This window comes from Ideonella oryzae, assembly GCF_024055665.1.
Taxonomy (GTDB): Bacteria; Pseudomonadota; Gammaproteobacteria; order Burkholderiales; family Burkholderiaceae_C; genus Ideonella; species Ideonella oryzae.
Map to the genome: position 1 here is coordinate 392,244 of NZ_JAMXMC010000003.1, position 26,679 is coordinate 418,922.

A 26,679-nucleotide genomic window follows, 5' to 3' on the forward strand; every position below is an offset into this window, starting at 1 on the left:
CAAACGATCAAATGGATCGTTTGCCCATTTTGACAGATTTCAGTCGTCCACCTTGATGAGCGAGGCCACCAGCGTCGTCCCGTCTGTGGACAGGCTGCCCTTCACCTCGATCTTGGCCACGGTGCTCAGTTGGGCCTCGGTCAGGCCGACCCATTGGCTGACGTTGGCGTAGCTCACGGTCACGCCGCGCAGCACGAAGGTCTTGGCCGTGGTGTCCAGGGCAGAGAGGCTGCCGTGCAGCTCATAGTCCTCGCCATGGCCCTGCTGGCTGCCGTCTTCCAGCTGGACGCTCGTGGCCACCAGCACGCCGTTGACCACGCTGCCCTTGATCTCGACCTGGGCACCCAGCACCACGCCGCTCTGCCCATCCGGGAAGCTGGCGCCGCTGGCATCCACCGGGATGTCGTTCACGCTGAAGCTGGTGGCCGAGGTCCAGGCAGTGATGTTGCCCTTGACCTCCGCTTCGGCATGGTCCTCGGACAGCTTGCGCTCATTGGTCTTGAGCGACAGCGCCGTCCAGCTGCCGTCAGCGGCCGGGATGGTGGCCAGCTTCACCCGCACCCACTGGTTCACGGCCAGGTTGGTCGGCTGGGGGTTCAGGCTGGCGTAGCTGATGGTGGCCGTCCCCATCTGGAAGGTGTGGGCCGTGGTGTCCAGCGCCAGGATGGGGCCGCGCAGCTTGTAGCTGTCCACGCTGGCTTCCAGGTCCACGCGGCTGGCCACGTAGAGCTGGCGCGCCGCGTCGTACTGGGCATGCACCTCCAGCACACTGCCCACCACGGTGGACAGGCTGGCCAGGCCGCCGGTCAGCGCGGTGTCGTACACCGTGGTGTCGCTGACCTTCACCGTCTGGCCCAGCAGGGTGAACTGGGCGTTGGCCGCATCCACCGCCGTCAGCGGCCCCTGGATCTCGCTGCCGTAGCGGATGACGGTGGCCACGGCCGTCTGGGTGCTGCTGTTGATCGGGCCGCTCTCGATCTCGACGCTGTCGCCCAGGCGCAGTTCGTCCGCCGAGTGACTGGCGCCATCGTCGTCCTCCACGGCCACGCTGCTGGTGTCGAAGCGCACACCGTTGACGATCACCGAGCCGAAGCCGCTGATGGCGCCGCTGGTGTAGGCCGCGCTGCCGGCCGTGCCACCGGTGGTGCCGGTGGACGAGCCGCCACCGCCGCCGCAGGCGGCCAGCACGGCCGCGCTGAACAGGGTCACGAGGCCCAGGCGGCGGCTCAGCCCCCCGGGGAAGGTGAAGTCGGAAAGCGATGTACGCATGAAGTACTCCTCTGGAATCTGGGGTCCGCAGGCTGGGCCCAGCGGTGCCACCACTATAACTGTGCAATTTGCACATTCAAAGAGAAGGGACTTCCCTGACACCTGGTTGCGATTGGCGCCGTGACCTCAAAGACTGATAATCCATCCAGTATGTCGCCGCCGCGCCGCCTGATCGCCCACCTCGACATGGATGCCTTCTATGCCTCCTGCGAGTTGCTGCGCTACCCCGAGCTGCGCGGCCGGCCGGTGGTCATCGGCGGGGGCCGGCGCCACCAGCCCGAGACCCTGCCCGACGGCAGCCGCCGCTATGCCCGGCTGGGCGACTACGCCGGCCGCGGCGTCATCACCACGGCCACCTACGAAGCCCGGGCCCTGGGTATCCACTCCGCCATGGGCCTGATGAAGGCCGCCGCCCGGGCGCCGGATGCGGTGCTGCTGCCCACCGACTTCGAGCTCTACCGCCGCTGCTCGCGCGCCTTCAAGGCCGCCGTGGCGGAGCTGGCCCCGGTGATCGAAGACCGCGGCATCGACGAGATCTACATCGACCTGACCCAGGTGCCCGGCGCCCAGGACCCGGTCGGCCACGACCCGCTGGGCGGGGTGCGCGCCCTGGCCCGGGAGATCAAGAACAACGTGCAACGCACCACCGGGCTGAGTTGCTCGATCGGCGTCACGCCCAACAAGCTGCTGTCCAAGATCGCCTCCGAACTGGACAAGCCCGACGGCCTGACCGTGCTGACGATGGACGACCTGCCCACCCGCATCTGGCCGCTGCCGGTGCGCCGGGTCAACGGCATCGGCCCCAAGGCCGGGGCCAAGCTGGCCGCGCTGGGGGTGAACACCATCGGCGAACTCTCCCGCTGCGAGCCGCTGTGGCTGATCGAGCGCTTCGGCCGCAGCTATGGCGCCTGGCTGCACGCCGCCGCCTGGGGGCGGGACGACCGCCCGGTGGTGACCGAAAGCGAGCCGGTGTCGATCAGCCGCGAAACCACCTTCGAACACGACCTGCATGCGGTGCGCGACAAGGCGCGACTTTCCACGCTGTTCACGGACCTGTGCGTGCGGGTGGCCGAGGACCTGCACCGCAAGGGCTACACCGGCCGCACGGTGGGCATCAAGCTGCGCTACGAGGATTTCAAGACCGTCACCCGCGACCTCACCCTGCCCCAGCCCACGGCCGACGCCGCCGAAATCCGCCATGCCGCCGGCCTGTGCCTGAAGCGGGTGGACCTTCGCCGGCGCCTGCGCCTGCTGGGCGTGCGGGTGGCCAACCTGCAGCGGGCCGACGCGCCGCTGGCGCCGTCGGTCAAGCGGGGGGCGCGCCCCAGCCGCGCGCTGGTGCCCCAGCCCGCCAGCGTGCTGGCCACGGGCCACGGTGGGTTGCCGCCGATGGCGGCCGAGCGCGATCTGTTCGAGGAGTTCGACCCGCCCGCCCCGGGCGGCGCCCGGGCCTCAATCGGCGGCGTCGCCGGGCGCTGAAGCCGCAGGGGCCGGGGCCGGCTGCCGAGTAGGCAGGCGCCACAGCCAGGTGGCCACCACCGCACAGCACAGCGCGGGCATGACCCGCCAGGCCGACGGGATGGCGAACCACGCCGCCGTGCAGCTGACCGCCATCATCCCGGTGGCCAGCTGCTTGGCCCGCAGCGGCACCGCGCGGTGGGTGCGCCAGTCGCGCACCATCGGCCCCCAACGCGGGTGGTTCACCAGCCAGGCCTCCCAGCGCGCGCTGCCGCGCGAGAAGCAGAAGGCGGCCAGCAGCACGAAGGGCGTGGTGGGCAGCAGCGGCAGGAAGATGCCGACGATGCCCAGCAGCAGCGCCAGCCCGCCCGCCCCCAGCCACAGGGCCCGCTGCCACCACGGGCGCAGGGGGCTGGCGGCAAGGGGGGTGAGGGAGGGCAACTCGTTCATGGTGAAGACACTGACGTGGCGGGACGGAGCAAGAGGCGGCGCGGCCACTTGGCACGGGCACTTGAGCCAGCGCAAGTTTGGCCCAGTTCCGCTGCCTCAGGCTTGGACGCCCATCGGGCCAGCGGCGAAAATCACACTTTTACCCCGAGCCACCCGCCCATGTCCGCACTCGCCTGGTCCGAAGAACTCGTGCTGCAACACCCGCAGATGGACGCCACCCACGAGGAGTTCGTCGAGCTGCTCAATGTCGCCCAGGTTGCCCTGGCCCGTTCCGAGGCCGAGGGGCTGGCTGCCTGGGACGCCCTGGTCGAGCACACCATCGGCCACTTCGGGCAGGAAGACCGCTGGATGCTGGCCACCGGCTTCGCCAAGGACAACTGCCACAGCCGCCAGCACGACCAGGTGCTGGCCATCATGCAGGAAGTGGCCCGGCTGGCGCGCGACCACCAGGACTTCGGCCCCCTGCAACGCATCATCCCCGAGCTGGCCGCCTGGTTCAGCATGCACGCCCAGTCGATGGACTCGTCGCTGGCGGTCCATCTGCAGGTGGCCGGCTTCGACCCCGCGACCGGCCTGTGCCAGAAGCCGCAGGCGGTGGACGCGGCCCCGATCTCCGGCTGCGGCAGCGACCACTGCGCGCCGGACCACGCCAGCGCCTGAGCGCACACCGCGCCGGGCCCGGCGCGGTGCGCTACAGTGCGGCGGCCATGGCGCCGCCGCCCTCTCCTTCCCTGCCGCCACCGTCCCCATCGGACGATGCGCTGCGCCTGCCTTCGCTGGACGCGCTGCGCGCCTTCGAGGCCGCCGCCCGCCTGGGCAGTTACGAGCGCGCTGCCGAAGCCCTGCACATCACCGCCAGCGCGGTGGGCAAGCGGGTGGCCACGCTGGAGGAACAGCTCGGCCTGACCCTGTTCCAGCGCGGCAGCAAGCCGCTGCAGCTCAGCGCCAGCGGACGCGAATACCTGGCCGCCATCTGGCCGGCCCTGGAACAGCTGGCCCGCGTGCCCCAGCACCAGCGCGGCGCCCAGCGGGGCCAGCGACTGCGGCTGAGCGCCCCCCCCACGCTGGCGCGCGAGGTACTGGTGCCCGCCCTGCCCGCTTTCGCCGAGCAGCACCCGGACATCGAGCTGGAGCTGGTGCTGTCCGTGCCCTTCCTGGACCAGGGCGGCAGCGACGCCGACCTGGATGTGCGTCACGGCCAAGCCCTGCGCACCGACGACCGTCCGCTGATGCAGGACGTGCTGATCCCCCTGGCCAGCCCCGCCCTGCTGCCCGATGGCCCACTGCGCCAGCCCGGCGACCTGGCCCGGCTGCCCCTGCTGCGCAACCCGCTGGAGCCCTGGGCCCCCTGGTTCCGCGCCGTGGGGCTGGACTGGCCCGAGCCTGAGCAGGGCCCCCGGCTGTTCGACCTGGGCATGCGGCTGGAGGCCGCCCTGTGCGGCCAGGGCGTGGTGCTGTCCCGCCCCAGCCTGGCCCGCGCCGCCCTGCGGGCCGGCCGGCTGCGCCCGGTGCTGGGCGCCGGGGCCACGCCCTGGTTGATGGCGTCCGGCGCCTACTGGCTGCTGCCCCACGGGGAGCAGCCGGCCCAACAGGCCGGCGCCGCCTGGCTGCGCGAAGCCTGTGAACGGGCCGCTGCGGACGGTTTGGCCCTGGTGAGCGGCAGCAGCTGAGACGCCGCCCGCGGCGGTGATCGACACTGGTGAAACCCTCCAGATATTTCTCTCAGAGAATTCTTGAAGAATTCTATCGAGGCGCATAGCATCCCGTCACGCCCACCGGTGCCACCCTGGCCGGTGCCCCATGCCCTCCCACCGGAGACTGCCGATGCCCTTCGCCCACTCGCCCCGTCTGTCGCGCTTCGCCCTGCTGTTCACCAGCCTGCTGGCGGCCACCCCGCTGCTGGCCCGGGCCGACAGCTACCGCATCGTCGCCAACATCGAGGGCAGCGTGACCGCGCTGTCGGCCAATGGCCGGGCCGCCGCCGGCATGACGCTGGACAACTTCGAGACCTTCCGCTGGACCGCGCGCAGCGGCATGGTCCGCCTGGGCCGCAGCACCTGGGACACACTGGGCCACGCCTCGGGCACGCCGCACATCTCCGCCAATGGCCAGGTGGTCAGCGCCACCATCCTGTCGGACGACGGCAGCTTCAGCACGGCCGGTCGCTGGACGCCCTCGACCGGCTGGTCCACCCTGGCGCCGCTGCCCGCCAATGGCGGGGTGGTCGACGGTGAAACCAGCTCGGCCTTCGGCCTGTCGGGCGATGGCCAGGTGGTCACCGGCCTGTTCTGGTTGGCCAGTGGCGCGGGCGCCCATGCCATGCGCTGGTCCGCCGCCACCGGCATGGGTGACCTGGGCGCGCAGGGCCGCTCCAGCCGCGCCGACGGCGCCAGCCAGGACGGCGGTGTGCTGGCCGGCTGGGACGAGCACCCGTCCTATGGCAACCGCCGCGCCACGGTCTGGGTGCAAGGCGTGCGCACGGTGCTGGAAGACTCCGACTGGCCCAGCGAAGCCTCTGCCGCCACCCCCGACGGCAGCACGGTGGTGGGGCTGTCGGGCAACCCCAGCGACTTTCAGACCTACGCCACCCGCTGGACCTGGAGCGGCAGCGCCTGGAACAAGACCCTGCTGGGCGTGATCAACAAGCGTGGCGCCACCGGCTATGCCTTTGCCACCGGCATCAGCGCCGACGGCGCGGTCATCGTGGGCGGCAACCGCCCCGACGGCATGTCGCCCAAGCAGATCGGCTTCATCTGGACGGCCAGCAGCGGCTTCCAGGACGTCAGCGAGGTGCTCAAGGCGGCCGGTGTGCGCCTGAACCCATTGCAGCCGGTCGTCGGTGTGGGGGCCATCAGTGCCGACGGCAGTACGTTGGCGGTCGTCACCCAGGGCCTCACGGCCCCCTGGACCACACGCACGCTGCTCGTGCGCCGCACGCAGGCCACGCTACAGCGCTGATCTATCATCGCCCGCTTCACTCTGCCCCACCTGCCGTGACCGATCCGACCCCGCCTGACCACGACCCTGCCGAGTTGCAGCGCGTGGCGCGGGAACTGCGCGGCGGCCTGCAGCCCCTGCTGCAGGCCCTGGCCGGCGAGCCGGCGCGACCGGTGCGGCTGACCCAGGGCATCGGCCTGGACAAGAGCCTGGCCAGCCGCCTGGTGAAGGCGGTGCGCTCCGACGGCGAAGCCGAGTTCCTGCACCACATCCCCTCGCCCACCGGCCTGCGCATCCTGCTGGAGCGGGCCCGCGGTCAGGCCGATGCCAGCCTGCTGCGGGATGTGGAAGCCGGGGTGCGGCGCTTCGAGACCCTGCTGGACCGCCTGCCCGGCGGCCGGCAGGCCCTGGATGCGCGCATGGGCGAGTCGTCCAGCGCCATCCGCGAGAAGCGCGAGCAGATGGCCCGGCAGGCCTCGTTCAAGGCCCAGTCCTTCCTCTTCGGACACTACTGCGAGACGCTCACCACCGCCCTCTTCGTGCTGCCTTCGGCCCAGTCCGGCCGGGTGGACGTGATCGAGGTGCACCGCCGCATCGGCCTGCAGCGCCTGACGCCCACGATGGCCGTGCCCCTGCTGAGCGTGCATGCCGGCCCAGCCGCCACGGCGGAGGAAGCCCCTCGCCTGCGCCCGCTGGCCAGCGACGAACCCAGCGCCCGCGCCGAGGACTTCCTGCTGCCCGATCCGGCCGGCGAGCCCCTGCCCACCGTGCAGGTGGTGCGCGAGGACAGCGCCGCCACCTTCGTGTTTCCGGCCGGCGAGGCGGCGCGCCTGCCGCGCCGGCTGACCACCGCCTGGCGGGTGCTCAACGCCTTCGCACTGGACACGCCGGAGCCCTGGCGCATCCTGCGCAACTACATGCTGCACACGCCCTGCCACACCCTGGTGCGGGATCTGTACCTGGCCGAAGGCCTGTGGCCCGACGCCCGCCCCCTGGTGGGCTTCTACCTGCCCGGGCCCAGCGGCACGCCGATGGTGACGGTGGAGCCCGGGCAGCCGCACCTGCGCCGGCTCAACCTCAGCGCCCGCATCGAACAGCGCCCCGACGGGCCCGAAGCCTTCGCGCTGGAGGAATCGTCCGACCAGGCCTGCGCCCTGCAGGCGGCTCTGGCGCGCGCCGGCGTGGCCCAGCAGCGCTGGCGCGGCTGGCGCTGCCGCATGGGCTACCCGGTGCCGCTGGTGGAAATGCAGCTGGCCCTGCGCTTCAGCGGTCACTGAGCCTCGCCCGCGCACGGCGCAGCACAGGCGCGCCACTTTCCGGCGGCGCCGGACGAAATTTCCGGCCCCACATCACGCCACCGGTCTAGCATCCGGTCTCCCGCAGAAGAACCGAGACAAGCCGATGAGCGTGATCACCCACATCGAAGACCTGCGCGTGCTGGCCCAGCGTCGCGTGCCCCGCATGTTCTACGACTACGCCGATTCCGGCTCGTGGACCGAAGGCACCTACCGCGCCAACGAAAGCGACTTCCAGAAGATCAAGCTGCGCCAGCGCGTGCTGCTGGACATGGACCACCGCAGCACCGCCACGACGATGATTGGCCAGGACGTGGCCATGCCGGTGGCCCTGGCACCCACCGGCCTGACCGGCATGCAGCATGCCGACGGCGAGATCCTGGCCGCCCGCGCGGCGGAGAAGTTCGGCGTGCCTTTCACGCTCTCGACCATGAGCATCTGCTCGATCGAGGACGTGGCCGCCCACACCACCCAGCCCTTCTGGTTCCAGCTCTACGTGATGAAGGACCGCGGCTTCATCGAGCGCCTGATCGAGCGCGCCAAGGCCGCGCGCTGCTCGGCCCTGGTGCTCACCGCCGACCTGCAGATCCTCGGCCAGCGCCACAAGGACCTGAAGAACGGCCTGTCGGCCCCGCCCAAGCCCACGCTGGCCAACCTGATCAACCTGGCCACCAAGCCGCGCTGGTGCCTGGGCATGCTGGGCACCCGGCGCCGCCAGTTCGGCAACATCGTCGGCCATGTCAGCGGCGTCGACAACATGGGCTCGCTGTCCGAGTGGACGGCCAAGCAGTTCGACCCCTGCCTGTCCTGGGACGATGTGCAGTGGATCAAGAGCCTGTGGGGCGGCAAGCTGATCATCAAGGGCATCATGGATGTGGAAGATGCCAGGCTGGCCGCCGATTCCGGCGCCGATGCGCTGATCGTCTCCAACCACGGCGGCCGCCAGCTCGATGGCGCGCCCTCCAGCATCTCGGCCCTGCCGCCCATCGTGGATGCGGTGGGCGACCGCATCGAGGTGTGGATGGACGGCGGCATCCGCTCCGGCCAGGATGTGCTCAAGGCCTGGGCCCTGGGCGCACGCGGCACCATGATCGGCCGGCCCTTCCTCTATGGCCTGGGCGCCATGGGCGAGGCCGGCGTGACCAAGGTGCTGGAGATCCTCCACCGCGAGCTGGACCTGACCATGGCCTTCTGCGGCCACACCCAGCTGACGGGCGTGGGCAAGGACATCCTGCTGCCCGGCACTCTGCCCGCCTGAGCGGGGGCCGCCCCCGCGCCGTTCAGAGATGGCGCGCCGAGAAGGTGTCGCAGTCGCCGATGCGGCCCTGGGCCAGCCCGCGCTGGAACCAGGCCACCCGCTGCTGGCTGCTGCCGTGGGTGAAGCTCTCGGGCACCACCCGGCCCTGGGCGGCGCGCTGCAGTGCGTCGTCGCCGATGCGCGAGGCGGCGTTGAGCGCCTCCTCCACATCGCCCTGGTCCAGCCAGTGCCGCTGGGCCTCGGCATGCTGGGCCCAGACACCGGCCAGGCAATCGGCCTGCAGTTCCACCCGCACCGAGGTGGCATTGGCCTGGGCCTCGCCCTGGCGGGCCCGCAGCGCGTCCACCTTGCCGGTGATGCCCAGCAGGTTCTGCACATGGTGGCCCACCTCGTGGGCGATCACGTAGGCCTGGGCGAAATCGCCGGGCGCGCCCAGCTGCTGGCGCAGGGTGTCGTAGAAGGACAGGTCGATGTAGACCTTGCGATCGCCCGGGCAGTAGAACGGCCCCATCGCCGCCTCGCCGGCCCCGCAGGCGGTGCGGGTGGCACCGCGGAACAGCACCAGCGTGGGCTTCTCATAGGTCTTGCCGGCCTGGGCGAACTGCTCGGTCCAGACGTCCTCGGTACTGGCCAGGACGGTGGTGACGAAGCGGGCCTCCTCGTCCTGCGGCGCGGCGCGCTGGCCGGCCGGCTGGGTGGCCACCGGCGCGCTCTGCGGCAGCCCGCCGCCGTTGAGAAGGCCCAGCACCGTCAGCGGGTTGATGCCGAAGATCCAGCTGACCACCAGGGCCAGCACGATGCCGCCCAGGCTCAGGCCGCGCCCGCCGATGGGCAGCATGCCGCCGCCCGAGCCGCCGCCCATGCCGCCATCCTCGCGGCGGTCTTCCACGTTGTCGCTTTCCCGGTTGCCTTGCCAGCGCATGGTGTCGTCTCCCCGGCCACGGGCTGTCGTGGCGCATTGGGGCGATTGTCGTCCCGGCCTGGAACGGCGTGGCCGGGGCCTGGCGTGTCAGAGGTGGCTGGGTGGTGGCGGGGCGACAGACGCGGGCTCGCGCTGCGCACAAGTACTCACCTGGGTGCGCACCAGGGCCAGGATCTCGGCTTCCGGCAGAGGCTCGCTGGGGCGCAGCCTCAGGCCACGGTCGGCGGGCTCACCGGCTTCCGCGCCTTCGCTGCGGCCCAGGCGGCGCAGGTGCAGCCCGGTCTTGTGGGTGGCCAGCGCCAGCAGGGGGCGCCCGCCGTCCAGAGCCAGCACCAGGTTGCCCCACTTGATCGATTCTTCCAGCGCAGGCTCTGCGCCCAAGGCCAGCACCCGCACCCGCTCGGCCAGCGGGCGCTGGGCGGGTGGAAGAAAGTCCAGCCAGGCCCGCACCAGGGCCTTGGAACGCGGCGCGCGCATCGGTGGGTTCAGGCGCCAGCAGCCCCCACCGACGTCACCAGATCGCGGACGTGGTAGGTCTGGAACAACTCCAGCGCCAGGCGGCGCAGCGGGTCGTGTGCGCTGGCATGGGCCGTGGCGATGCGCTCGTAGGCGTAGTCGCGGTCGAAGCACATGCGCGCCACCTGCACCGGCTGGCGCTCCTGGGCCATCAGAGATTTGAAGCGCAGCAAGGCGCCCATGTCCAGGTCGGTGGCCAGAGGCGCCGTGCGGCGCACGCGCGGCACCGGGTTGACCGGCGGGCGGGCCATCACCTCGGCCAGCCAGGCCGGCACGGCGGTGGTTTCAACGGCGGCGGAAGAGGTGTGCGTGTTCATGGGCGCTCCTGGGTTCCGGGGTGATCCGGTTGCCAGGGATGGTGCGCCCGCTGTCAAGCACCCAAAGCCGCGATGAAGCGGCCGAAGTCCGCTCAGTTCTGAAGCCGCTCAGGTCTTGGGCAGGGTGACGCCGTGCTGACCCTGGTACTTGCCGCCGCGGTCCTTGTAGCTGGTCTCGCAGACCTCGTCGCTCTCGAAGAAGAGCACCTGGGCACAGCCCTCGCCCGCGTAGATCTTGGCCGGCAGCGGGGTGGTGTTGCTGAACTCCAGCGTCACGTAGCCTTCCCATTCGGGCTCGAAGGGGGTGACGTTGACGATGATGCCGCAGCGCGCGTAGGTGCTCTTGCCCAGGCAGATGGTCAGCACATTGCGCGGGATGCGGAAGTACTCGACCGTGCGCGCCAGCGCGAAGCTGTTGGGCGGGATGATGCAGACATCGGCGTTGATGTCCACAAAGCTCTTCTCGTCGAAGTTCTTCGGGTCCACCACGGTGGAGTGGATGTTGGTGAACACCTTGAATTCGCGCGCGCAGCGGATGTCGTAGCCGTAGCTCGAGGTGCCGTAGCTCACGATCTTCTGGCCGTCGGGGGAATGGCGGACCTGGCCGGGCTCGAACGGCTCGATCATGCCGTGCTGCTCCGCCATGCGGCGGATCCACTTGTCGCTCTTGATGCTCATCGGGTTTCCTCGGAAGGGCTTGATTCTAGAAGCCGCGCCCACACTGGGGCATGATGGATGGCAAGCAACCGGAGACACCGCCGTGGCCACGCTCTTTCGTCCCGCCGACGAACTGCTGGTGGAATACGCCCGCTTCCACCGCGACCGTCGCAACATCCACACCCACCTGGTGGGCATCCCGCTGATGGTCTTCGGGCTGGCCGTGCTGTTCTCGCGCCCCCCGCTGGCCACTGCCGACTGGGCCGGCCTGCGCTGGGTGCTGACGCCGGCCGTGCTGCTGTGGGCCCTGAGCACCCCCTGGTACCTCAGCCGCGGCCTGCCCGGCCTGGGCCTGCTGGTGGGAGCGATGCACGCAGTGCTGGTGCTGGCGGCCACCCCGCTGGGGCAAGCCGGCTCGGCCACCTGGCTGGGCTGGGGCCTGGGCCCTCTGCTGCTGGGCGGGCTGCTGCATCTGGCCGGCCATTACTACGAGGGCCGTGCGCCGGGCCTCGTGCAGGATCTGATCGACCTGCTGGCCGCGCCGCTGTTCGTGGCCGCCGAGATGCTGTTCTCGCTGGGTTGGCTGGCGACCCTGCGGCAGAAGGTGGAACGCGAAGCCGGCCCCACCCGCTTGCGGGACCTGACGGGCCCGCTCACATCGATGCCAGTGGCAGGCCGGCGGACTCATCGTCCGCATCGAGCAGCCCGATGAGCCGGGTCAGGTCGCTCTCCATCCGGGCCAGGGTGGCGTCGTCCAGCTGAGCCAGGGCCTCCGGCAGGACACCGCTGAAGGGCCCGGGGCTGTGGGCCAGGATCTCGGCCCCCGGTGGCAGCAGCCGCAACTCCACCGCCCGCCGGTCACGCTCGGCCCGCGCGGTGGCCACCAGGCCACGGTCCACCAGCGCGCGCACCAGGTTGCTGGCGGTCGACTGGCGGATGTCCAGGGCCTTGGCCAGTTCGTTGACGCCGATGCCTGGCCGGACCTGGATCACGCTCAAGGCCCAGACCTGCGCACCGCCCACCCCCACCTGGCGCTCGACCTGCTGGAAGTGGGTCTTGACCGCGTTGAAGACCTGGCGGAAACGGCGCAGCACACGAGCTGCAGGCTCATCGAGAACCGTGGCCTCGGACCGGCCCTCCAGCGTCAGGTCGGCCGAAACATTGGTACAAGGATTTACCATCGCGGAATGATAGTTTGTCTGGATGGCGGGCCAAACGCCCGCCGGGGCGGCTGAGATGCGGTGGTCCCTGCGCCTGAGGGCGATTCTGCACCGCGAGCTGGGCCAGTTGGACCTGTGGCGCAGCCGCGCGGTGGTGCTGGCCTATGCGGTGCTCACCGGCCTGAGCATCGTGTGGTTTGCGCGCACCACCGACTGGGCCCTGGCCCAGTTCTTCAGCCTGCGTCAGGCGGCCTGGTGGAGCCCGCTGGTCTGGACGCCGCTGTCCACGGCCGCCATCGTCTGGATCACGCGGCACTGGGTGCCCGGCGCGGCGGGCTCGGGCATCCCGCAGGTGATGGCGGCGCTGGACCCGCAGGTCGAGCGCTCGCAGCGCGGACTCTATGTCTCGCTGAAACTGGCCCTGGGCAAGTACCTGCTGGCCTCCTGGGGCTTCCTGGCCGGCCTGTCCCTGGGCCGCGAGGGCCCGTCCGTGCAGGTGGGCGCCGGCATCATGCACAACGCCCGGCACTGGCTGCCGCAGCGCGGCCTGGTGTCCGAGCACGGTCTGCTGGTGGCCGGTGGCGCGGCGGGCATCGCGGCGGCCTTCAACACCCCGCTGGCCGGCGTGATGTTCGCCATCGAGGAGCTCTCGCGCCGCCCCGAGCAGCGCAACAGCGGCCTGATCATCGCTGCCATCGTGCTGGCCGGTCTGATGGGGGTGTCGCTGCAGGGCAACGAGAGCTACTTCGGCATCATCCGGGTGGACGAATTCCGCGCCGACCTGTGGTGGCCGGCCCTGCTGCTGGCCCTGGCCTGCGGCCTGGCGGGTGGCCTGTTCTCGCGCCTGATGATTCGCTCCCTGGGCGGGCAGGAAAATGACCGACTCAGCCGCTGGCGGCGCGCCCAGCCGGTGGCCTTTGCCGGCGCCTGCGGCCTGCTGATCGCGCTGATCGGCGTGGCCAACCAGGGCATCACCTTTGGCAGCGGCTACAGCCACTCGCGGGCCATGCTGGCGGGTGAGGCCGGCATCCCGGCCGTCTATGTGCTGTTCATGTTCCTGACCACCTGGTTGACCGCCTGGTCCGGCGTGCCGGGGGGCATCTTCGCCCCCTCGCTGGCCATTGGTGGCGCACTGGGCAACGACATCGCCCTGCTCACCGGCAACCCGCAGGTCCCGGCCCTGATCGCGCTGGGCATGACCGGCTTTCTGGCCGCCGCCACCCAGGCCCCGCTCACGGCCTTCATCATCGTGATGGAGATGGTCAACGGCCACGCGATGGTGCTCAGCCTGATGGCCTGCGCCCTGGTGGCCAGCGGGGTCTCGCGCATCCTGAGCCGGCCGCTCTACGGCACACTGGCCGGGTTCCAGCTGCAGCGTCTGCCCGGGCGTTCGACGGCCGTGACGCCCCCGGCAGCCGAAGCGGAGACGGACAAAAAAACGGAGCCCGCTGAGGGCCCCGGAATCAGTCACTCCTGAGACACCTGGCCGCTGCTGACACCGCCAGATGCTCCCGGCAATTGTATCGGTACAAAGATAACCCCACCGGACACGGCATGCGCCCCAAGCCACCTCTGTCAAAACCGGCGCTGGCCCGCTACCGCGGCAACTGGCAGAGCGAGATCGACAGTGCGGCCATCTACCGCGCCATGGCCGCGGCCGAACCGCAGACCGATCTGGCCGCCTTGTACCGACGCCTGGCCCAGGCCGAGGAAGGTCATGCGCTGTTCTGGCAGCGGCGGCTGGAGCAGGCGCTGGGGCACCCCCTGCAGCCCCGCACCAGCACGCGGGCCCGTGTGCTGATCTGGCTGGCCCGGCGCCTGGGGGCCAATGCCGTGCTGCCCACCGTGATGTCCCAGGAGGCGGACAACCGTGGCAGCTACGACGGTCAGGCCGAAACCCGCAGCACCACCATGCCGGCCCAGGAGCGCTCGCACGCCCGGCTGCTGGCCCACCTGTCCAGCCGGGCCCGCCACGGCTGGAACGGCAGCCGCTACGCGCAGCTGGAAGGCCGGCACGGCGCGAGCGACGGCAACGCCCTGCGCGCCGCCGTGCTGGGCGCCAACGATGGGCTGGTGTCCACCTTCTGTCTGCTGATGGGGGCCGCGGGGGCGCAGTTCTCGGGCTCGGCGCTGCTGACCACGGCGTTGGCGGGGGCGCTGGCCGGCGCCGGCTCCATGGCCATGGGCGAATGGATCTCGGTGCAGAGCGCCCGCGAGCTCTATGCCCGGCAGATCGCCGCCGAGGCCGACGAGTTGGAGCAGGCCCCCGAAGAGGAGCGCGAGGAGCTGGTGCTGATCTACCAGGCCAAGGGCTTCAGCGCCGAGGAGGCCCAGGCCATTTCGCACCGGGTGATGGCCCAGCACGGCAGCGCGCTGGACACCCTGGTGCGCGAGGAGCTGGGCATCAACCCGGACGAGCTGGGGGGCTCGCCCTGGGCCGCAGCCGGCACGTCTTGCGCGGTCTTCCTGCTGGGGGCCGCCGTACCGGCCCTGCCGCTGCTGTGGGTGTCCGGCCCGCTGGCCGTGCAGGCCTGCGCGGCCGCCAGCGGACTGGGGCTGCTGCTGATCGGCATGGGCATCACCCTGTTCACCGGCGGCAGCGCCTGGCGGGGTGGGCTGCGGCAGCTGGCCATCGGTGCGGCCGCCGCCGCGCTGACCTACGGCGCGGGCCGCTGGCTGGCCACCGGGCTGAGCTGAGGCAGCTCCAGCGGCTTGGCCTCGGACACCCCGACGCGGCGGGCGATGCGCCCCACCGTCAGCCCCTGCACCAGGATCGAGAAGACCACCACGCAGTAGGTCAGCGACAGCACCACCTCGCGGCTGTGGCCCGCCGGCAGGGACAGGGCCAGGGCCACGGACACACCGCCGCGCACCCCCGCCCAGGTCAGCACCCGCCAGGTGCCCGAAGGCAGGGCCATCGTCAGGCGCAGCAAGGTCATCAGCATGGCCACACTCAGGCCGCGGGCCATCAGGGTGATGAGGATGGTCAGCGCCGCAGCCACCAGGACGCCGCCGCTGAAATGCACGCGGATCACCTCCAGGCCGATCAGCACGAACAGCAGGGTGTTGAGGATGCCATCCACCAGGCGCCAGAAGCGCGAAAGGTGGTCCTGGGTCTCCACCGGGAAGTCGGGGTCGGAGCGGCTGCGCGTGCCCACCACCATGCCCACCACCACCATGGCCAGCGGGCCGGAAAAGTCCAGTTCCTCCACCAGGCCGTAACCGCCCATCACGGTGGCCAGGGTCAGCAGCACCTCCACCTGGTAGCTCTGCACGTCCCGGAGCATGCGGTAGAGCACATGCCCCATCAGCAAGCCCATCAGGATGCCGCCGCCGCCTTCGCGCGCCAGCTGGCTCAGCGCCTCCGCCGCCGTGGGCCAGTCACCGGTCTTCACCATCGACAGGGCCAGGGAGAACAGCACCACGCCCACCGCATCGTTGAAGAGCGACTCACCGGCGATGATGGCTTCCATCGTGCGTGGCACGCCGGCCGATTTCAGGATGCTGCCCACGGCCACCGCGTCGGTGGGCGAGATCAGCGCGCCGAACACCAGGCAATAGGGCAACGACAGGCGGATGCCCACCATGGGCAGCAGCTTCCACAGGGCCAGCCCCACCAGCAGCGCGCTGAGCACCGTGCCCACCACGGTCAGGGCGACGATGGGCTTCTGGTAGCGGCGCAATTCGCCCAGCTTGAACTGCAAGCCGCCGGCAAAGAGCAGCACCGCCAGCATGCCCCGCATCAGCACGCCGGGGAAGTCGATGGAAGCCACCATGGCCGCCTGGTAACGACGCGGCGCGCTCCAGCCCAGGTAGTCCAGGCCGATGAGCGCGCCGGAGATGGCCAGCGCCACGGACATGACGCCGATGGTGGTGGGCAGGCCGATGAAGCGGTGGTTGATGTAGGCGAAGACGGCCGTGATGACCAGGCACCAGACGGTGATTTCAAGCATGGAGCGGGGAATTCATGACGCGGTGCAGCACAGCGTTCTACGGTACCACCGCGGCCGAGAAGTTCCCCCCGCTCCAGCCCTTCACACCGAACTCAGAAGCTTTCCCAGTCCTCGGACGGGCCGGCCGAGGCCACGGCCTCCTCACGAGCCGGGGCCGGCTTGTGGGTGGCCGCAGCCGGGGCCCTGGACGCGGCCGGTTGGGACTTGGCGTGGCCCATCGGCGACTTCGCTGGCGCATGCACGGGGGCGGACACCGGAGCCGCCATCGGTGCGTGCGACGAGCCGGTGCTCAACCGGAACACGGCCACGGCCTCCACCAGGTGCCGCGCCTGGTTCTTCAGGCTGTCGGCTGCGGCGGCGCTCTCCTCCACCAGCGCAGCGTTCTGCTGGGTGGCCTGGTCCATCTGGCTGACAGCTTCGCCCACCTGGGACACGCCGTTGCTCTGCTCGGCGCTGGCCGAGGAGATCTCGCCGACGATGTCGCTGACCCGGCGGATGGAGCTCACGATCTCGCCCATGGTCTGGCCGGCCCGGTCGACCAGGGTCGTGCCCTTCTCGACCTGTTCGACGCTGCGGCCGATCAAGGCCTTGATCTCGCGGGCTGCGTCGGCACTGCGCTGGGCCAGGGACCGCACCTCGCCGGCCACAACGGCGAAACCGCGGCCCTGTTCGCCGGCCCGGGCGGCTTCCACCGCCGCGTTCAGGGCCAGGATGTTGGTCTGGAAGGCAATGCCGTCGATCACACCGATGATGTCGCCGATCTTGCGGCTGCTCTCGTTGATCTCCTGCATGGTGGTCACCACCTGGCCGACCACCTCGCCACCCTGCACGGCCACGCTGGACGCGCCCTGGGCCAGCTGGTTGGCTTGCTTGGCGCTGTCGGCGTTGTGGCGCACGGTGGAGCCGAGCTCCTCCATGGTCGCGGCCGTTTCCTCCAGGGCGCTGGCCTGTTCCTCGGTGCGGCTGGACAGATCCAGGTTGCCCTGGGCGATCTGGGAGCTGGCCGTGGCAATGCTCTCGGCGTTCTGGCGCACGGTGGAGACCACAGAGGCGAGGCTGGTCTGCATGCGGTCCAGGGCCTGGAGCAGTTGGGCGGTCTCGTCCCGGCCCTCGGTGTAGACGCGGCTGGTCAGGTCGCCCTGGGCCACGGTGGTAGCCAGATCCACCGCCTGCTGGATCGGCACGATGATCGAGCGGGTGATGACCCAGGCAGCACCGATGCCCAGCACCAGGGCCGCCAGGGTGAGGGCCACCAGAATCCACCGGGCGCTCTGCTCGGTGGCATGGGAGGCCACATCCTGGTCCTTGGCGAGCTTGACGTTGTAGGCCCACCATTGGCCGATGGCCTTCTGCACGGTCTGGTAGGACTCGAAGGCGGGACCATTCATCAGCTGAACGGCCTCATCGGTCTTGCCGGGGTTCGACGGTGTCAGGCGGGAGACGGCCTGCACTTTCGCCCATTGGGCGTCGTAGTCCTTCATGGCGGTCTGAACGGCCTCCATGTCCCGGCGGTCCTCGTCATCGGACACCAGATCCTTGGCGTAGTGATCCAGCGCCTGTTCGAGTTCACGGCGGTTCTCGGCGATCTTCCCCTCGATCTGGTCCATCTCCTGCGTCGACTTGCTCAGGATGTGGCGAAAACCATAGCGGCGCACATCATCGAGCCGCTGGGAGATCTCGTGCTCGGCCTCATAGGAAGGCACCAGATTCACCGCGTAGTAGTTGGCATTGCCGGCCAGGCGACTCATCTGCATCGCGCTGACGCCGGCCAGCACGCTCAGCAGCACCAGCAGGAGACCAAAGGCCAAACCCAGCCGCTGCCCAATTTTCAAGCTCTTCAACATGGTGTCTCCTCCCGTTCTGGACGGGCCTGTGAAATCCGGCAATCGCCGCCGTGAGGCGGACGACCCCGCGCCGGCACCGTTCTGTGCGGCGCCGCTCATGTCAGTCATTCCCTGATCTGGTGATCGGCAAAACCTTACCTTCCTTGAGTTTTTCATGGCGCAGGGGACGTCAAAGGGGTCAAAAGTGAGGGAAATGCACGCCTCATCCCCCCTGGCGCAAGACACCGGGCCGGGTATCTCCCAAGTCAGCGGAAATCCCGGCTGCGCGCCGTGGGCGCCAGCCGGCCCAGCCAGGGGGTCAGGTCCTCGGCATGGCCGACGATGAGGTTGCAGACCTCGCCCTCGCGCTGCCAGGTGCCGGCCAGGCCCAGCAGCCGGGCCGACACCAGCACGGTGCGGAAGCGCTCGTAGACCCGCGGCCAGCAGATGGCCTGGACCAGCCCGGTCTCGTCTTCCAGCGTGATGAACAGGGTGCCGCTGGCGGTGGGTGGGCGCTGGCGCATGGTGACAATGCCGGCGTGGCGCACCAGCCGGCCCTGCGGGCAGGCGCGCAGGGCCTCGGCGGTGAGCAGGCGGCGGCGCTGCAGTTGCGGGCGCAGCAGCTCCAGCGGGTGGCGGCGCAGGGTCAGGCCGGTGCTCTGGTAGTCGGCCACGATCTCCTCGCCCTCGGGGGCGGCCGGCAGGGCCAGCGGCGCTTCGTCCACCGGCGCGCCGCGCAGCAGGGCCGGGGCGCGGCGCAGGCCGGCGGCCTCCCACATCTGCTGGCGGCGGTGGCCAGCCAGCGAGCGCAGCGCATCGGCCGCCGCCAGGTGGCGCAGATCGGCCTGTTCCAGGCCGGCGCGGCGGGCCAGGTCCTGGGCATCCAGAAAGGGCCCGGCGGTGCGGGCCTGGGCGATGCGCTGGGCCGCGGCCGTCGACAGCCCGGCCACCAGGCGCAGGCCCAGGCGCACCGCCGGTGGTGGGCCGCCCGCCTCCCGCGGTGCCGGCGCGGGCCCGTCCAGCGCGCTGTCCACCCCGCTGTGCTGCACGTCCACCGGCCACACCGTCACCTGGTGGCGCCGGGCGTCCTGCACCAGCTGGGCCGGGCTGTAGAAGCCCATGGGCTGGGAGTTGAGCAGGCCCACCAGGAACTCCGCCGGGTAATGGCATTTGAGCCAGGCGCTGGCATAGACCAGCAGGGCGAAGGAGGCTGCATGGCTTTCCGGGAAGCCGTAGTCGCTGAAGCCCTGGATCTGCCTGAACACGCCCTCGGCGAAGTCCTGTTCGTAGCCGCGCGCCACCATGCCGCCCACCAGGCGGTCGTGGTACTTCTCCAGCCCGCCCTTGCGCTTCCAGGCGGCCATGGCACGGCGCAGGCCGTCGGCCTCGCCAGCACTGAAGCCGGCGGCCACCATGGCGATCTGCATGCACTGCTCCTGGAAGATGGGCACGCCCAGGGTACGTTCCAGCGCCACCTTCAGCTCCTCGCGCGGATAGGTCACCGGCACCTTGCCCTGGCGCCGGTCCAGGTAGGGGTGCACCGCCCCGCCCTGGATGGGACCGGGCCGCACCAGGGCCACCTCGATCACCAGGTCGTAATAGCGCTCGGGCCGCAGCCGCGGCAGCATGCTCATCTGGGCCCGGCTCTCGATCTGGAACACACCCACCGTGTCGGCCCGGCTGATCATGTCGTAGGTGGGGGTGTCGCCCTCGGGCACCTGGTAGAGCTCGAGGGTCCGCCCTTCCCGTCGGCTCACCATGGCCAGCGTCTTGCGCAGCGCGCTCAGCATGCCCAGGGCCAGCACGTCCACCTTCATCAGGCCCAGCGCATCCAGGTCGTCCTTGTCCCACTGGATGACGGTGCGACCGGCCATGCTGGCGTTCTCGATGGGCACCATGCGCGAGAGCCGGCCGGCCGTCAGCACGAAGCCCCCCGTGTGCTGGGACAGGTGGCGCGGAAAGCCCTGCAGCTGGGTGGCCAACTGCAGCAGCTGCTGCACCGCCAGTGCGTCCGGGTCCAGGCCGGTTTCGGCCACCCGGGTGGCGTCGGGGCCGCGGGTCTCCCAGCCGCGGTGGGCGCTGGACAGGGCATCCAACTGCTCGGGCGTGAAGCCCAGGGCCTTGCCCACGTCGCGCAGCGCGCTGCGTGGCTGGTAGCTGATGACGGCTGCGGTCAGCGCGGCACGCTCGCGGCCGTACTTGGTGTAGAGGTACTGGATGACCTCCTCGCGCCGCTCGTGTTCGAAGTCCACGTCGATGTCCGGCGGCTCGTTGCGCTCCTTGGAGATGAAGCGCTCGAACAGGGCGGTGAGCCGGTCGGGCCCGACCGCGGTGATGCCCAGGCAGTAGCAGACCAGGCTGTTGGCTGCGCTGCCCCGGCCCTGGCAGAGGATGCCCCGGCCGCGGGCGAACTGCACGATGTCGGCCACCGTCAGGAAGTAGTGCTCGTAGTGCAGATCGTCGATCAGGGCCAGCTCGTGTTCGATCTTCAGGCGGTGCTCCTCAGGCACCCCCTCGGACCAGCGCTCGGCCGCGCCGGCCCAGGTCAGCGTGCGCAGGTGGCTGGCCGCCGTCTCGCCCGGGGGGATGAACTCGTCCGGGTAGTGATACGTCAATTCGCTGAGCGAGAAGCGGCAGCGGGCGGCCACCACCAGGGTCTGGGCCAGCAGCGCGGGCGGGTAGACCTGGGCCAGGCGCAGCCGGGTGCGCAGGTGGCGCTCGGCATTGGGCTGCAGGTCCAGGCCGCAGGCGGTCAGCGGCCGGCGCAGGCGGATGGCGGTCAGCACGTCCTGCAGGGGCTTGCGCGAGCGCACGTGGAAGTGCACGTCCCCGCAGGCCACGCAGGGGATGGCGCTGGCGGCAGACACCGCCTGCAACCGCTCCAGCCAGCGCTCGTCGTCCAGCGTGCGCAGCAGGCTCACGCCCCACCAGCAGCGGCCGGTGAAGTGGCGCAGCAGCCAGCGCGCCAGGTCCTGCAGGGCCGCGTCGTCCAGGTCGCGCTCCGGCAGGGCCAGCACCACGCAGCCGGCCAGAGCCTCGCCGTCGATCAGGTCCTGCGTCAGCCGGTACTGGCCCTTGACCGGGCTGGCCCGCCGCAGCCGGGTGATGAACTCGCACAGCTGGCCCCAGCCCAGCAGGTCGGCCGCCAGCACGACCAGGGTGAAGCGGGTCTGGCCGGTGTCGTCCGTCACCCGGAAGCGGCTGCCCACCTGCAGCTGCAGGCCGCTGGCCTGCACCGCCGGGTCGCGGCGGGCCACATGGGCCCGCACCACGCCAGCCACCGAGCATTCGTCGGTGATGGCCAGGGCGCGGTAGCCCAGCACGGCGGCGCGCTGTACCAGTTCCTCCGGGTGGCTGGCGCCCTGCAGAAAGCTGTAGTTGCTGACGCAGCACAGCTCGGCGTAGTCGGGCAGCGGCAGGCGGGGTTCGGCCATCGTGCGTCCTCGCCAGGCCCTCAGGCGAAGTGGCCGTGCAGGAACCAGGCCTCGCCAGCCTCGCCCTCCAGCCGCGTCTGAAACACCCAGAGCACCCCGGCACGCTCGCTCCAGGCCACCCAGTAGTCGCGTGCCACCGCGTGCGAGACCACGACGCCGGTGGCGCCCTCTGGCGCCGTGATCTCGGCCCCTGGCGGCAGCGGCGCCGTGCTGCGGTGCCACCAGCCGCCCTCCACCCGCTGCGGCCCCAGCAGCAGCAAGAGGGGCTGGCCCTGGTGCACCGGCCGGTGCTGGCGCAGGCCCAGGCGCTGCGGGGCCGGCAGCAGAAAGGCCGGCTGCGGCAACGTGGGCAGGCGCGCCCCGCTGCGCGGCAGGGGCTGGTCCAGCGGCTGCCAGCCCTGCATCCACTCAGGCCGGTGGTCCTCGCAGGCCCGCGGGCGGCAGACGCGCTCGGCCCCCAGGCGGGCGGCCACCTGCTCCAGCACCTCGTCCAGGGCCCGGGCCTGCTGGCGGGCATCCGGCCAGAGCTGGCCGCTGGGCGGTGCCAGGGCCTGCACCTCGTCGGCGGTCAGGCGCAGCGCCGCCGCGGGGGCCGCCAGGGTGACCCGGGCCAGGTGCTCGGCCAGCAGCCGGGCCAGGTGCTCAGCCTGGCGGGCCGACTGGGCGGTGCGCACGGTCAGGGCACCACCCGGAGCCACATCGCGGGCGCGCATCGAGTCGTGCTCCCAGGCCAGGGTGAAGGCCAGCACCCCGGCATGGCGGGCCTGCAGCCAGCCGCACAGCTGCAGCAGCAAACGCTGGGCGCCGGCCAGCAGGGCCGGGGCCTGCTCCACGCGGAAGGCCAGTTCCAGCCGGGCGCTGAAGGTCTCGGGCAAAGTGAGCCAGGTGTGGGCCTCGGGCAGCGTCCCGTAGGCCTGGTCCAGCGCAGCCAATAGGCCAGCCTCGAAGCGGCGGGCCAGGCCGGCACGCGGCAGTTGGCGCACCTCGCCCAGGCGGTGGCAGCCCATCAGGTGCAGGGTGTCGGCGTGCGGCCGCAGGCCGTCCAGCGTCTCCAGCGGCAGCGGGTCCAGGGCGTCGGCCAGCGCTTGCTGGAGGCCGGGCACCCGGGTCGGATCGGGCCCCGCCCCCTCACCTGCTGCGGGCGCCACGGCATGTGCATGCTGGCGGGCCAGCGCCTGGGCCGCGCTGGCGGTGCTGGCCCAGGCCACGCCGCTGGCGCCCAGTTGGCGGCCTTCGCGGGCCAGGCGGCTCAGCAGGGCGGCCTGGCCGCCGAACAGGCGCTGGCTGGCGGCCAGCTCCAGGCGCAGAGCCTCGCCGCAGCAGGCCACCCGCGGCGTGAACTGCAGGGCCCAGCAGGCCGGCCCCTGCAGGTCGACCGCGGGCGCGCCCTCAGCGGGCGCCGGCCAGCACAGGGCGGCCCAAAGCATCTGCATGGGCGTCTGCATGGGCATCTGCACTGGCCTCCTCCGGTCGCACCGCCACGGGCTGTGGCACCGCGCTGCGGCGGGCCGCCAGCCAGCGCCGCGGCTGCAGCAGACGGCTGGGCAGCACCGCGCCCAGGCTGCCGGGCACCGAGGGCAGGCTGACCTCGCCCTCGTGCACCGGCCCGCGCCGCTTGAACACCTGCACCTGCAGCGCCCAGTCCAGGTCCACCCGGGCCTGCAGGCGCAGCGGGGCGGCCGACGATTCCTGCCGCGCCGCCAGCGGCCGGCAGGCGAAGACCAGGGCCTCGCTGCCCAGGGCGTTGACCTGCAGGCGGCGGATCTGCTCGGGCCGGGCCTGGGGCAGCCAGGCCAGCACCAGGGCGGCGGCCTGGGCGCGCAGCAGCTGCTCGGTGCACCAGAGCCGTTCGGCCGTGCTCTGCGCCTGCACCCAGACCAGGGCCGAGGCCGGCAGCCCGCACTGGGCCAGGCCCGGCAGGTGCGGCACCTGGGGCGGGCCCACCAGCACGATGGGTCGCCCCTCGGCCGCCAGGGCCCGGGCCACCGGCCCCAGCAAGCGCCACTCCAGCAGGGCCGGCTGGGGTTGCAGCAACTCGGTCAGGGCGCCGCAGGGCCAGCCGCCGCCGGGCAGCTCGGCGTCCAGTGCGGCGTGGCCGCTGGCGCGCACCGCCCCCCGCGGCCCCGTCCAGGCCCGGGCCGGCCAGACCCGGCCCGCCACCTCGGGTGGCAGGGACAGGGGCACGGCAGCGGCGCGCGCGTGGACATCGGAGGCAGGCATGGCGGCAACAGGCAAGGCACGGGAGGACACTGTACATCCATACAGCCTTTCTGACCATGCCGGCGGACCCGGCGCCCGGGATCAGGGGTAGCGGCGCCGCTGCGGGTAGGTCCGCAAGTCCTCGGCCGCGGCAGGGTCGAGCACCCCCAGGGCCTGGGCCAGGGCGGCGGCCAGGTCCCGGTCGGCCCAGGGCTGGGCGGTGATGCGGCGGTGCTCGGCATCCACCACCAGGTTCGCCCGCTCGAAGCGCAGGCCGGCCCAGTACGGTGCGGTCAGGGCCACCGCCTCGGGCGAGGCGTGTTCGGCGGTGTAGTTGTGCGTGCCCCGGCAGCCGTTCATCACCCCGGCGGCGGCCAGCACCAGGTTGCCCCCGCAGATGCTGGCAAGCCAGGCCCCCCGGGCGGCCGCGGCCTGCAGGCCGGCCCGCGCGCGGCCGCTGGGCACGATGGAGCCCGGGTCGCCCCCCGGCACCAGCACCGCGGCCACGGCCTCGGTGTCCAGTCCGTCGTAGTCGCCATCGGCCTGCAGCCGGGCCCCGTTGGAAGCCCGGTGCACCGCGCCATCGGGCGTCAGGTAGCGCAGCGGCCGGTGCGGGGCCAGCACCTCCACCGCCAGCGCGATCTCCTGGAACACGCAGCCGGGATAGAGCAGCACCGCCACCGGCCGGCGCTCATCCAGGTTCGAAAAGACGGCCTCTGTTGGCATGGTCCGCAGCTTAACGTCCCGCCCCCGTCACCGGGAAAGCCTGGGGGCGTGTTGCGGCGCAGCTATGGGAAATCACCCAGACCGACGCACGAACGGTCGTTCTTTAATTCGCCCACTCCGGGTCGATCGCCCGTCGGGCGTCGGTGCCGGAGCCACAACAAATGCCAAGGAGACACCCATGAAACGTTGGTTCCTGAAGACGGTGGTGGCGGCGGCCTGCATCACCGGCACGGTCGCACCGACCGTCGTCCACGCGGCCGACACCTACACCCAGACGCGCTACCCCATCGTGCTGGTGCATGGCCTGTTCGGCTGGGATTCGATCGGCCCGGTGGACTACTGGTGGGGCATCGACACCGGTCTGGCCTCGGGCGGCGCCAAGGTCTATGTGTCGCAGGTCTCCGCGGCCAACAGCAGCGAGGTGCGCGGCGAGCAGCTGCTGGCCGAGCTGCAGCGTCTGCAGGCCACCTATGGCTACAGCAAGTTCAACCTGGTGGGCCACAGCCATGGCGGCCAGGCGGTGCGCTATGTGGCCGCGGTGGCGCCGCAGCTGGTGGCCTCGGTCACCACCATGGGCACGCCCCACACCGGCAGCCCGGTGGCCGACGACATCAAGGCGGGCACAACGGCCACCGGCACCACGGCCTGGGTGGCCTCGGTGGCCAATGCTTTCGCCGCCGTGATCAGCCTGCTCTCGGGCAGCCCCGACCTGCCTCAGGACTCGGAAGCGGCGATGAACTCGCTGACCACGGCCGGCGCGGCGGCCTTCAACGCCAAGTACCCGCAGGGCGCGCCCAGCAGCAGCTGCGGCCAGGGCACCGAACTGGTCAACGGCATCCACTACTACTCGGCCGGTGGCAACGCGGTGCTGACCAATGTGTTCGACCTGAGCGATGCGCTGCTGACGCTGACCTCGGTGAGCTTCAAGGGTTCGTCCAACGATGGCCTGGTGGGCAAGTGTGCCTCGCACTGGGGCACGGTGCTGCGCGACGACTACGCCTGGAATCACCTGGACGAAATCAACCAGGCCTTCGGCCTGCGCGGCCTGTTCGCCCCCGACCCGGTGGCCTTCTACCGCTCGCAGGCCAACCGCCTGAAGTCGATCGGCCTGTGATGCCCGCACGCCGCACGGCCCTGTGGACCGGGACCGCCCTGCTGCTGTGCGGCGGGCTGTGGTGGAGCTGGGCGGCGCAGGCGCCCGGTGCGCGGGCGGCTGTGCGGCTCAGCCCCGCAGCCACCCAGGGCAGCACAGCGGCTGGTGCGCAGCCCACGTCCCCGAATGCCGTGGCCGCGCTGCAGCCCGATCCGACACGCACCCAGCGCAGCGTGGCCCAGGTGCGGCAGGCCCTGTTCGAGCGGGGTTCGCTGCGCGGCGTGCGGCCCGATGGCGGCTTCCGCCTGGACGCCCAGGGCCGGCTGCGGCCGGACCACGCGGTGCGACGGCGCTTCGACCAGCTGCTGACCACGCTGGGCGAGGCCAGCATCGAGGAACTGGGCGCCCTGCTGCAGCAGCAGGCCCGCGCGGAACTGGGCAGCGACGACGGCGCCGCACAGGTGATGGCCGTGTGGGAGCGTTACCTGCAGCTGCAACGCCAGTTGGCCCCGGCCGGCAGCACGGGCAGCGCGCCCACGGCTGACAGCCTGGCCCTGGCCCTGCAGGAGCGTGCGCGCCAGCGGCGCCTGGTGCTTGGCAACGACTGGGCCGAGGCCTTCTATGGCGACGAGGAGGCGGCCCTGCAGGCCCGCCTGAGCAACGCCCCATCCCAGGCGCCCACGGGGGAACAGGCTGGCACCGCCCTGCCCGCTGCCGCCCGCGCCCCGCAGCCGGGCGAGGATCTCACCGCGCTGCAACGCCAACGCGAGGCCGCGCTGGGGCCGGAGGCCGCCGCGCGGCTGCAGGCCCTGGACCAAGCCCAGGCCGCCTGGACCGAAAACATCCAGGCCACCCGGCGGGCGCTGACCCGGCTGCAGGGGGCGGCCGAGTTGTCGGCCCTGCAGCGTCAGCAGGCCATCGACCAGCTGATCGAGAGCCGCTTTGCGCCGGAGGACCGGCTGCGGGCCCGGGCCGTGCTGGGGCTGATCAGCCCCTGATCACTCGCCCAGATAAGCGGCGCGCACCTTGGGATCGCTCAGCAGGTCCTGCGCCGGGCCGGTCATGCTGACCTCGCCGGAGTCCAGCACGTAGCCCCGGTCGGCCAGGGCCAGCGCCCGGCTGGCGTTCTGCTCGACCAGCAGCATCGTCGTGCCCTGCGCGTGGATGGTCTGCACCACCTCGAAGATCTTGTCCACCATGATCGGGGAGAGA

At 71.4% G+C, this 26,679-nt stretch carries 24 protein-coding genes and 1 pseudogene; 11 read left to right on the plus strand and 14 right to left on the minus strand.

The window, feature by feature from the left end:
- Positions 1 to 39 precede the first annotated feature (39 nt).
- The gene (locus tag M0L44_RS06760) at positions 40 to 1,269 is read right to left on the minus strand and encodes a DUF5666 domain-containing protein (protein ID WP_252768881.1); all 1,230 of its coding nucleotides are present in this window, start codon (positions 1,267 to 1,269) and stop codon (positions 40 to 42) included.
- A 150-nt stretch (positions 1,270 to 1,419) separates the two neighbouring features.
- Between M0L44_RS06760 and dinB the strand changes: the two genes are divergently transcribed.
- Positions 1,420 to 2,748 (plus strand): DNA polymerase IV, encoded by a 1,329-nt coding sequence (gene dinB / locus M0L44_RS06765; RefSeq protein WP_252768882.1) that lies wholly within the window; start codon positions 1,420 to 1,422, stop codon positions 2,746 to 2,748.
- On the opposite strand, the gene M0L44_RS06770 is transcribed toward dinB, so the two are convergent.
- The gene (locus M0L44_RS06770) at positions 2,722 to 3,177 is read right to left on the minus strand and encodes a YbaN family protein (protein ID WP_252768883.1); all 456 of its coding nucleotides are present in this window, start codon (positions 3,175 to 3,177) and stop codon (positions 2,722 to 2,724) included. The genes dinB and M0L44_RS06770 overlap by 27 nt on opposite strands.
- Positions 3,178 to 3,336: 159 nt before the next feature.
- Between M0L44_RS06770 and M0L44_RS06775 the strand changes: the two genes are divergently transcribed.
- The 5 genes from M0L44_RS06775 to M0L44_RS06795 all read left to right on the plus strand — a co-directional run bounded on the left by M0L44_RS06775 (position 3,337) and on the right by M0L44_RS06795 (position 8,667).
- Entirely contained in the window at positions 3,337 to 3,837 is a 501-nt protein-coding gene (locus M0L44_RS06775) for a hemerythrin domain-containing protein (RefSeq protein ID WP_252768884.1), read from the plus strand.
- Positions 3,838 to 3,884: 47 nt separating this feature from the next.
- Positions 3,885 to 4,847 (plus strand): LysR substrate-binding domain-containing protein, encoded by a 963-nt coding sequence (locus tag M0L44_RS06780; protein WP_252768885.1) that lies wholly within the window; start codon positions 3,885 to 3,887, stop codon positions 4,845 to 4,847.
- 154 nt (positions 4,848 to 5,001) lie between these two features.
- A complete protein-coding gene (locus M0L44_RS06785) occupies positions 5,002 to 6,135 on the plus strand; it encodes a hypothetical protein (protein ID WP_252768886.1) in 1,134 nt (377 codons plus the stop codon).
- A gap of 35 nt (positions 6,136 to 6,170) precedes the next feature.
- Positions 6,171 to 7,391, plus strand: coding sequence for a hypothetical protein (locus M0L44_RS06790; RefSeq protein ID WP_252768887.1), 1,221 nt, complete (start codon positions 6,171 to 6,173; stop codon positions 7,389 to 7,391).
- A gap of 124 nt (positions 7,392 to 7,515) precedes the next feature.
- Complete coding sequence (locus M0L44_RS06795; RefSeq protein WP_252768888.1) at positions 7,516 to 8,667, plus strand: alpha-hydroxy acid oxidase; 1,152 nt, start codon at positions 7,516 to 7,518, stop codon at positions 8,665 to 8,667.
- 22 nt (positions 8,668 to 8,689) lie between these two features.
- On the opposite strand, the gene ypfJ is transcribed toward M0L44_RS06795, so the two are convergent.
- From ypfJ to dcd, 4 genes are all read right to left on the minus strand, one after another.
- On the minus strand, positions 8,690 to 9,589 hold the full coding sequence (gene ypfJ / locus M0L44_RS06800; protein ID WP_252768889.1) for a KPN_02809 family neutral zinc metallopeptidase: 900 nt from the start codon (positions 9,587 to 9,589) through the stop codon (positions 8,690 to 8,692).
- Between the two features lie 87 nt (positions 9,590 to 9,676).
- A complete protein-coding gene (locus tag M0L44_RS06805; protein ID WP_252768890.1) occupies positions 9,677 to 10,066 on the minus strand; it encodes a DUF1801 domain-containing protein in 390 nt (129 codons plus the stop codon).
- Positions 10,067 to 10,074: 8 nt separating this feature from the next.
- Entirely contained in the window at positions 10,075 to 10,422 is a 348-nt protein-coding gene (locus M0L44_RS06810; RefSeq protein WP_252768891.1) for a hypothetical protein, read from the minus strand.
- 108 nt (positions 10,423 to 10,530) lie between these two features.
- A complete protein-coding gene (gene dcd / locus M0L44_RS06815) occupies positions 10,531 to 11,100 on the minus strand; it encodes a dCTP deaminase (protein ID WP_252768892.1) in 570 nt (189 codons plus the stop codon).
- 82 nt (positions 11,101 to 11,182) lie between these two features.
- On the opposite strand from dcd, the gene M0L44_RS06820 reads away from it, so the two are divergent.
- Positions 11,183 to 11,791, plus strand: coding sequence for an Mpo1-like protein (locus M0L44_RS06820; RefSeq protein WP_252768893.1), 609 nt, complete (start codon positions 11,183 to 11,185; stop codon positions 11,789 to 11,791).
- Here the strand turns inward: M0L44_RS06820 and M0L44_RS06825 are convergent.
- Positions 11,733 to 12,260, minus strand: a complete 528-nt coding sequence (locus tag M0L44_RS06825; RefSeq protein WP_252768894.1) for a MarR family winged helix-turn-helix transcriptional regulator — start codon at positions 12,258 to 12,260, stop codon at positions 11,733 to 11,735. The two genes, M0L44_RS06820 and M0L44_RS06825, sit on opposite strands and share 59 nt — an antisense overlap.
- Before the next feature lie 55 nt (positions 12,261 to 12,315).
- Here M0L44_RS06825 and M0L44_RS06830 point away from each other — a divergent pair, with 55 nt between their 5' ends.
- Together M0L44_RS06830 and M0L44_RS06835 are read left to right on the plus strand one after the other, a co-directional pair.
- Positions 12,316 to 13,716 carry a chloride channel protein gene (locus tag M0L44_RS06830; protein WP_252768895.1) on the plus strand — a complete coding sequence of 467 codons (1,401 nt, stop codon included), beginning with the start codon at positions 12,316 to 12,318 and terminating at the stop codon, positions 13,714 to 13,716.
- Between the two features lie 77 nt (positions 13,717 to 13,793).
- Positions 13,794 to 14,936: a VIT1/CCC1 transporter family protein gene (locus M0L44_RS06835; RefSeq protein ID WP_252768896.1), complete on the plus strand. Its 1,143-nt coding sequence runs from the start codon at positions 13,794 to 13,796 to the stop codon at positions 14,934 to 14,936.
- On the opposite strand, the gene M0L44_RS06840 is transcribed toward M0L44_RS06835, so the two are convergent.
- The 6 genes from M0L44_RS06840 to M0L44_RS06870 form a co-directional block, all read right to left on the minus strand.
- Positions 14,897 to 16,192, minus strand: coding sequence for a cation:proton antiporter (locus M0L44_RS06840; protein WP_252768897.1), 1,296 nt, complete (start codon positions 16,190 to 16,192; stop codon positions 14,897 to 14,899). The genes M0L44_RS06835 and M0L44_RS06840 overlap by 40 nt on opposite strands.
- Before the next feature lie 92 nt (positions 16,193 to 16,284).
- Positions 16,285 to 18,036, minus strand: a complete 1,752-nt coding sequence (locus M0L44_RS22090; RefSeq protein ID WP_290429041.1) for a methyl-accepting chemotaxis protein — start codon at positions 18,034 to 18,036, stop codon at positions 16,285 to 16,287.
- 245 nt (positions 18,037 to 18,281) lie between these two features.
- Positions 18,282 to 21,449: an error-prone DNA polymerase gene (locus M0L44_RS06855; protein WP_252768898.1), complete on the minus strand. Its 3,168-nt coding sequence runs from the start codon at positions 21,447 to 21,449 to the stop codon at positions 18,282 to 18,284.
- 20 nt (positions 21,450 to 21,469) lie between these two features.
- Entirely contained in the window at positions 21,470 to 22,882 is a 1,413-nt protein-coding gene (locus M0L44_RS06860) for a DNA polymerase Y family protein (protein WP_354004101.1), read from the minus strand.
- Positions 22,839 to 23,669, minus strand: coding sequence for a translesion DNA synthesis-associated protein ImuA (gene imuA / locus M0L44_RS06865; protein ID WP_252768899.1), 831 nt, complete (start codon positions 23,667 to 23,669; stop codon positions 22,839 to 22,841). The genes M0L44_RS06860 and imuA overlap by 44 nt, the downstream gene beginning before the upstream one ends.
- A gap of 81 nt (positions 23,670 to 23,750) precedes the next feature.
- Entirely contained in the window at positions 23,751 to 24,374 is a 624-nt protein-coding gene (locus tag M0L44_RS06870; protein ID WP_252768900.1) for a DJ-1/PfpI family protein, read from the minus strand.
- Positions 24,375 to 24,552: 178 nt separating this feature from the next.
- On the opposite strand from M0L44_RS06870, the gene M0L44_RS06875 reads away from it, so the two are divergent.
- The gene (locus M0L44_RS06875; protein ID WP_252768901.1) at positions 24,553 to 25,488 is read left to right on the plus strand and encodes an esterase/lipase family protein; all 936 of its coding nucleotides are present in this window, start codon (positions 24,553 to 24,555) and stop codon (positions 25,486 to 25,488) included.
- On the plus strand, positions 25,488 to 26,465 hold the full coding sequence (locus M0L44_RS06880) for a lipase secretion chaperone (RefSeq protein WP_252768902.1): 978 nt from the start codon (positions 25,488 to 25,490) through the stop codon (positions 26,463 to 26,465). Before M0L44_RS06875 ends, M0L44_RS06880 begins: the two co-directional genes overlap by 1 nt.
- On the opposite strand, the pseudogene M0L44_RS06885 reads toward M0L44_RS06880, so the two are convergent.
- A pseudogene (locus M0L44_RS06885) lies at positions 26,466 to 26,679 on the minus strand (ABC transporter ATP-binding protein); the annotation flags it as partial.

Bases quoted from the DNA above. Each gene is read 5' to 3' on its own strand.
- M0L44_RS06880 (WP_252768902.1), top strand. From the start codon at position 25,488: ATGCCCGCACGCCGCACGGCCCTGTGGACCGGGACCGCCCTGCTGCTG.
- dcd (WP_252768892.1), bottom strand. From the start codon at position 11,100: ATGAGCATCAAGAGCGACAAGTGGATCCGCCGCATGGCGGAGCAGCAC.
- M0L44_RS06835 (WP_252768896.1), top strand. From the start codon at position 13,794: ATGCGCCCCAAGCCACCTCTGTCAAAACCGGCGCTGGCCCGCTACCGC.
- ypfJ (WP_252768889.1), bottom strand. From the start codon at position 9,589: ATGCGCTGGCAAGGCAACCGGGAAAGCGACAACGTGGAAGACCGCCGC.
- M0L44_RS06805 (WP_252768890.1), bottom strand. From the start codon at position 10,066: ATGCGCGCGCCGCGTTCCAAGGCCCTGGTGCGGGCCTGGCTGGACTTT.
- M0L44_RS06780 (WP_252768885.1), top strand. From the start codon at position 3,885: ATGGCGCCGCCGCCCTCTCCTTCCCTGCCGCCACCGTCCCCATCGGAC.
- M0L44_RS06840 (WP_252768897.1), bottom strand. From the start codon at position 16,192: ATGCTTGAAATCACCGTCTGGTGCCTGGTCATCACGGCCGTCTTCGCC.
- M0L44_RS06795 (WP_252768888.1), top strand. From the start codon at position 7,516: ATGAGCGTGATCACCCACATCGAAGACCTGCGCGTGCTGGCCCAGCGT.
- M0L44_RS06785 (WP_252768886.1), top strand. From the start codon at position 5,002: ATGCCCTTCGCCCACTCGCCCCGTCTGTCGCGCTTCGCCCTGCTGTTC.
- M0L44_RS06875 (WP_252768901.1), top strand. From the start codon at position 24,553: ATGAAACGTTGGTTCCTGAAGACGGTGGTGGCGGCGGCCTGCATCACC.
- M0L44_RS06870 (WP_252768900.1), bottom strand. From the start codon at position 24,374: ATGCCAACAGAGGCCGTCTTTTCGAACCTGGATGAGCGCCGGCCGGTG.
- M0L44_RS06770 (WP_252768883.1), bottom strand. From the start codon at position 3,177: ATGAACGAGTTGCCCTCCCTCACCCCCCTTGCCGCCAGCCCCCTGCGC.
- M0L44_RS06810 (WP_252768891.1), bottom strand. From the start codon at position 10,422: ATGAACACGCACACCTCTTCCGCCGCCGTTGAAACCACCGCCGTGCCG.
- M0L44_RS06830 (WP_252768895.1), top strand. From the start codon at position 12,316: ATGCGGTGGTCCCTGCGCCTGAGGGCGATTCTGCACCGCGAGCTGGGC.
- dinB (WP_252768882.1), top strand. From the start codon at position 1,420: ATGTCGCCGCCGCGCCGCCTGATCGCCCACCTCGACATGGATGCCTTC.
- M0L44_RS06825 (WP_252768894.1), bottom strand. From the start codon at position 12,260: ATGGTAAATCCTTGTACCAATGTTTCGGCCGACCTGACGCTGGAGGGC.
- imuA (WP_252768899.1), bottom strand. From the start codon at position 23,669: ATGCCTGCCTCCGATGTCCACGCGCGCGCCGCTGCCGTGCCCCTGTCC.
- M0L44_RS06855 (WP_252768898.1), bottom strand. From the start codon at position 21,449: ATGGCCGAACCCCGCCTGCCGCTGCCCGACTACGCCGAGCTGTGCTGC.
- M0L44_RS06860 (WP_354004101.1), bottom strand. From the start codon at position 22,882: ATGCAGATGCTTTGGGCCGCCCTGTGCTGGCCGGCGCCCGCTGAGGGC.
- M0L44_RS22090 (WP_290429041.1), bottom strand. From the start codon at position 18,036: ATGTTGAAGAGCTTGAAAATTGGGCAGCGGCTGGGTTTGGCCTTTGGT.
- M0L44_RS06760 (WP_252768881.1), bottom strand. From the start codon at position 1,269: ATGCGTACATCGCTTTCCGACTTCACCTTCCCCGGGGGGCTGAGCCGC.
- M0L44_RS06775 (WP_252768884.1), top strand. From the start codon at position 3,337: ATGTCCGCACTCGCCTGGTCCGAAGAACTCGTGCTGCAACACCCGCAG.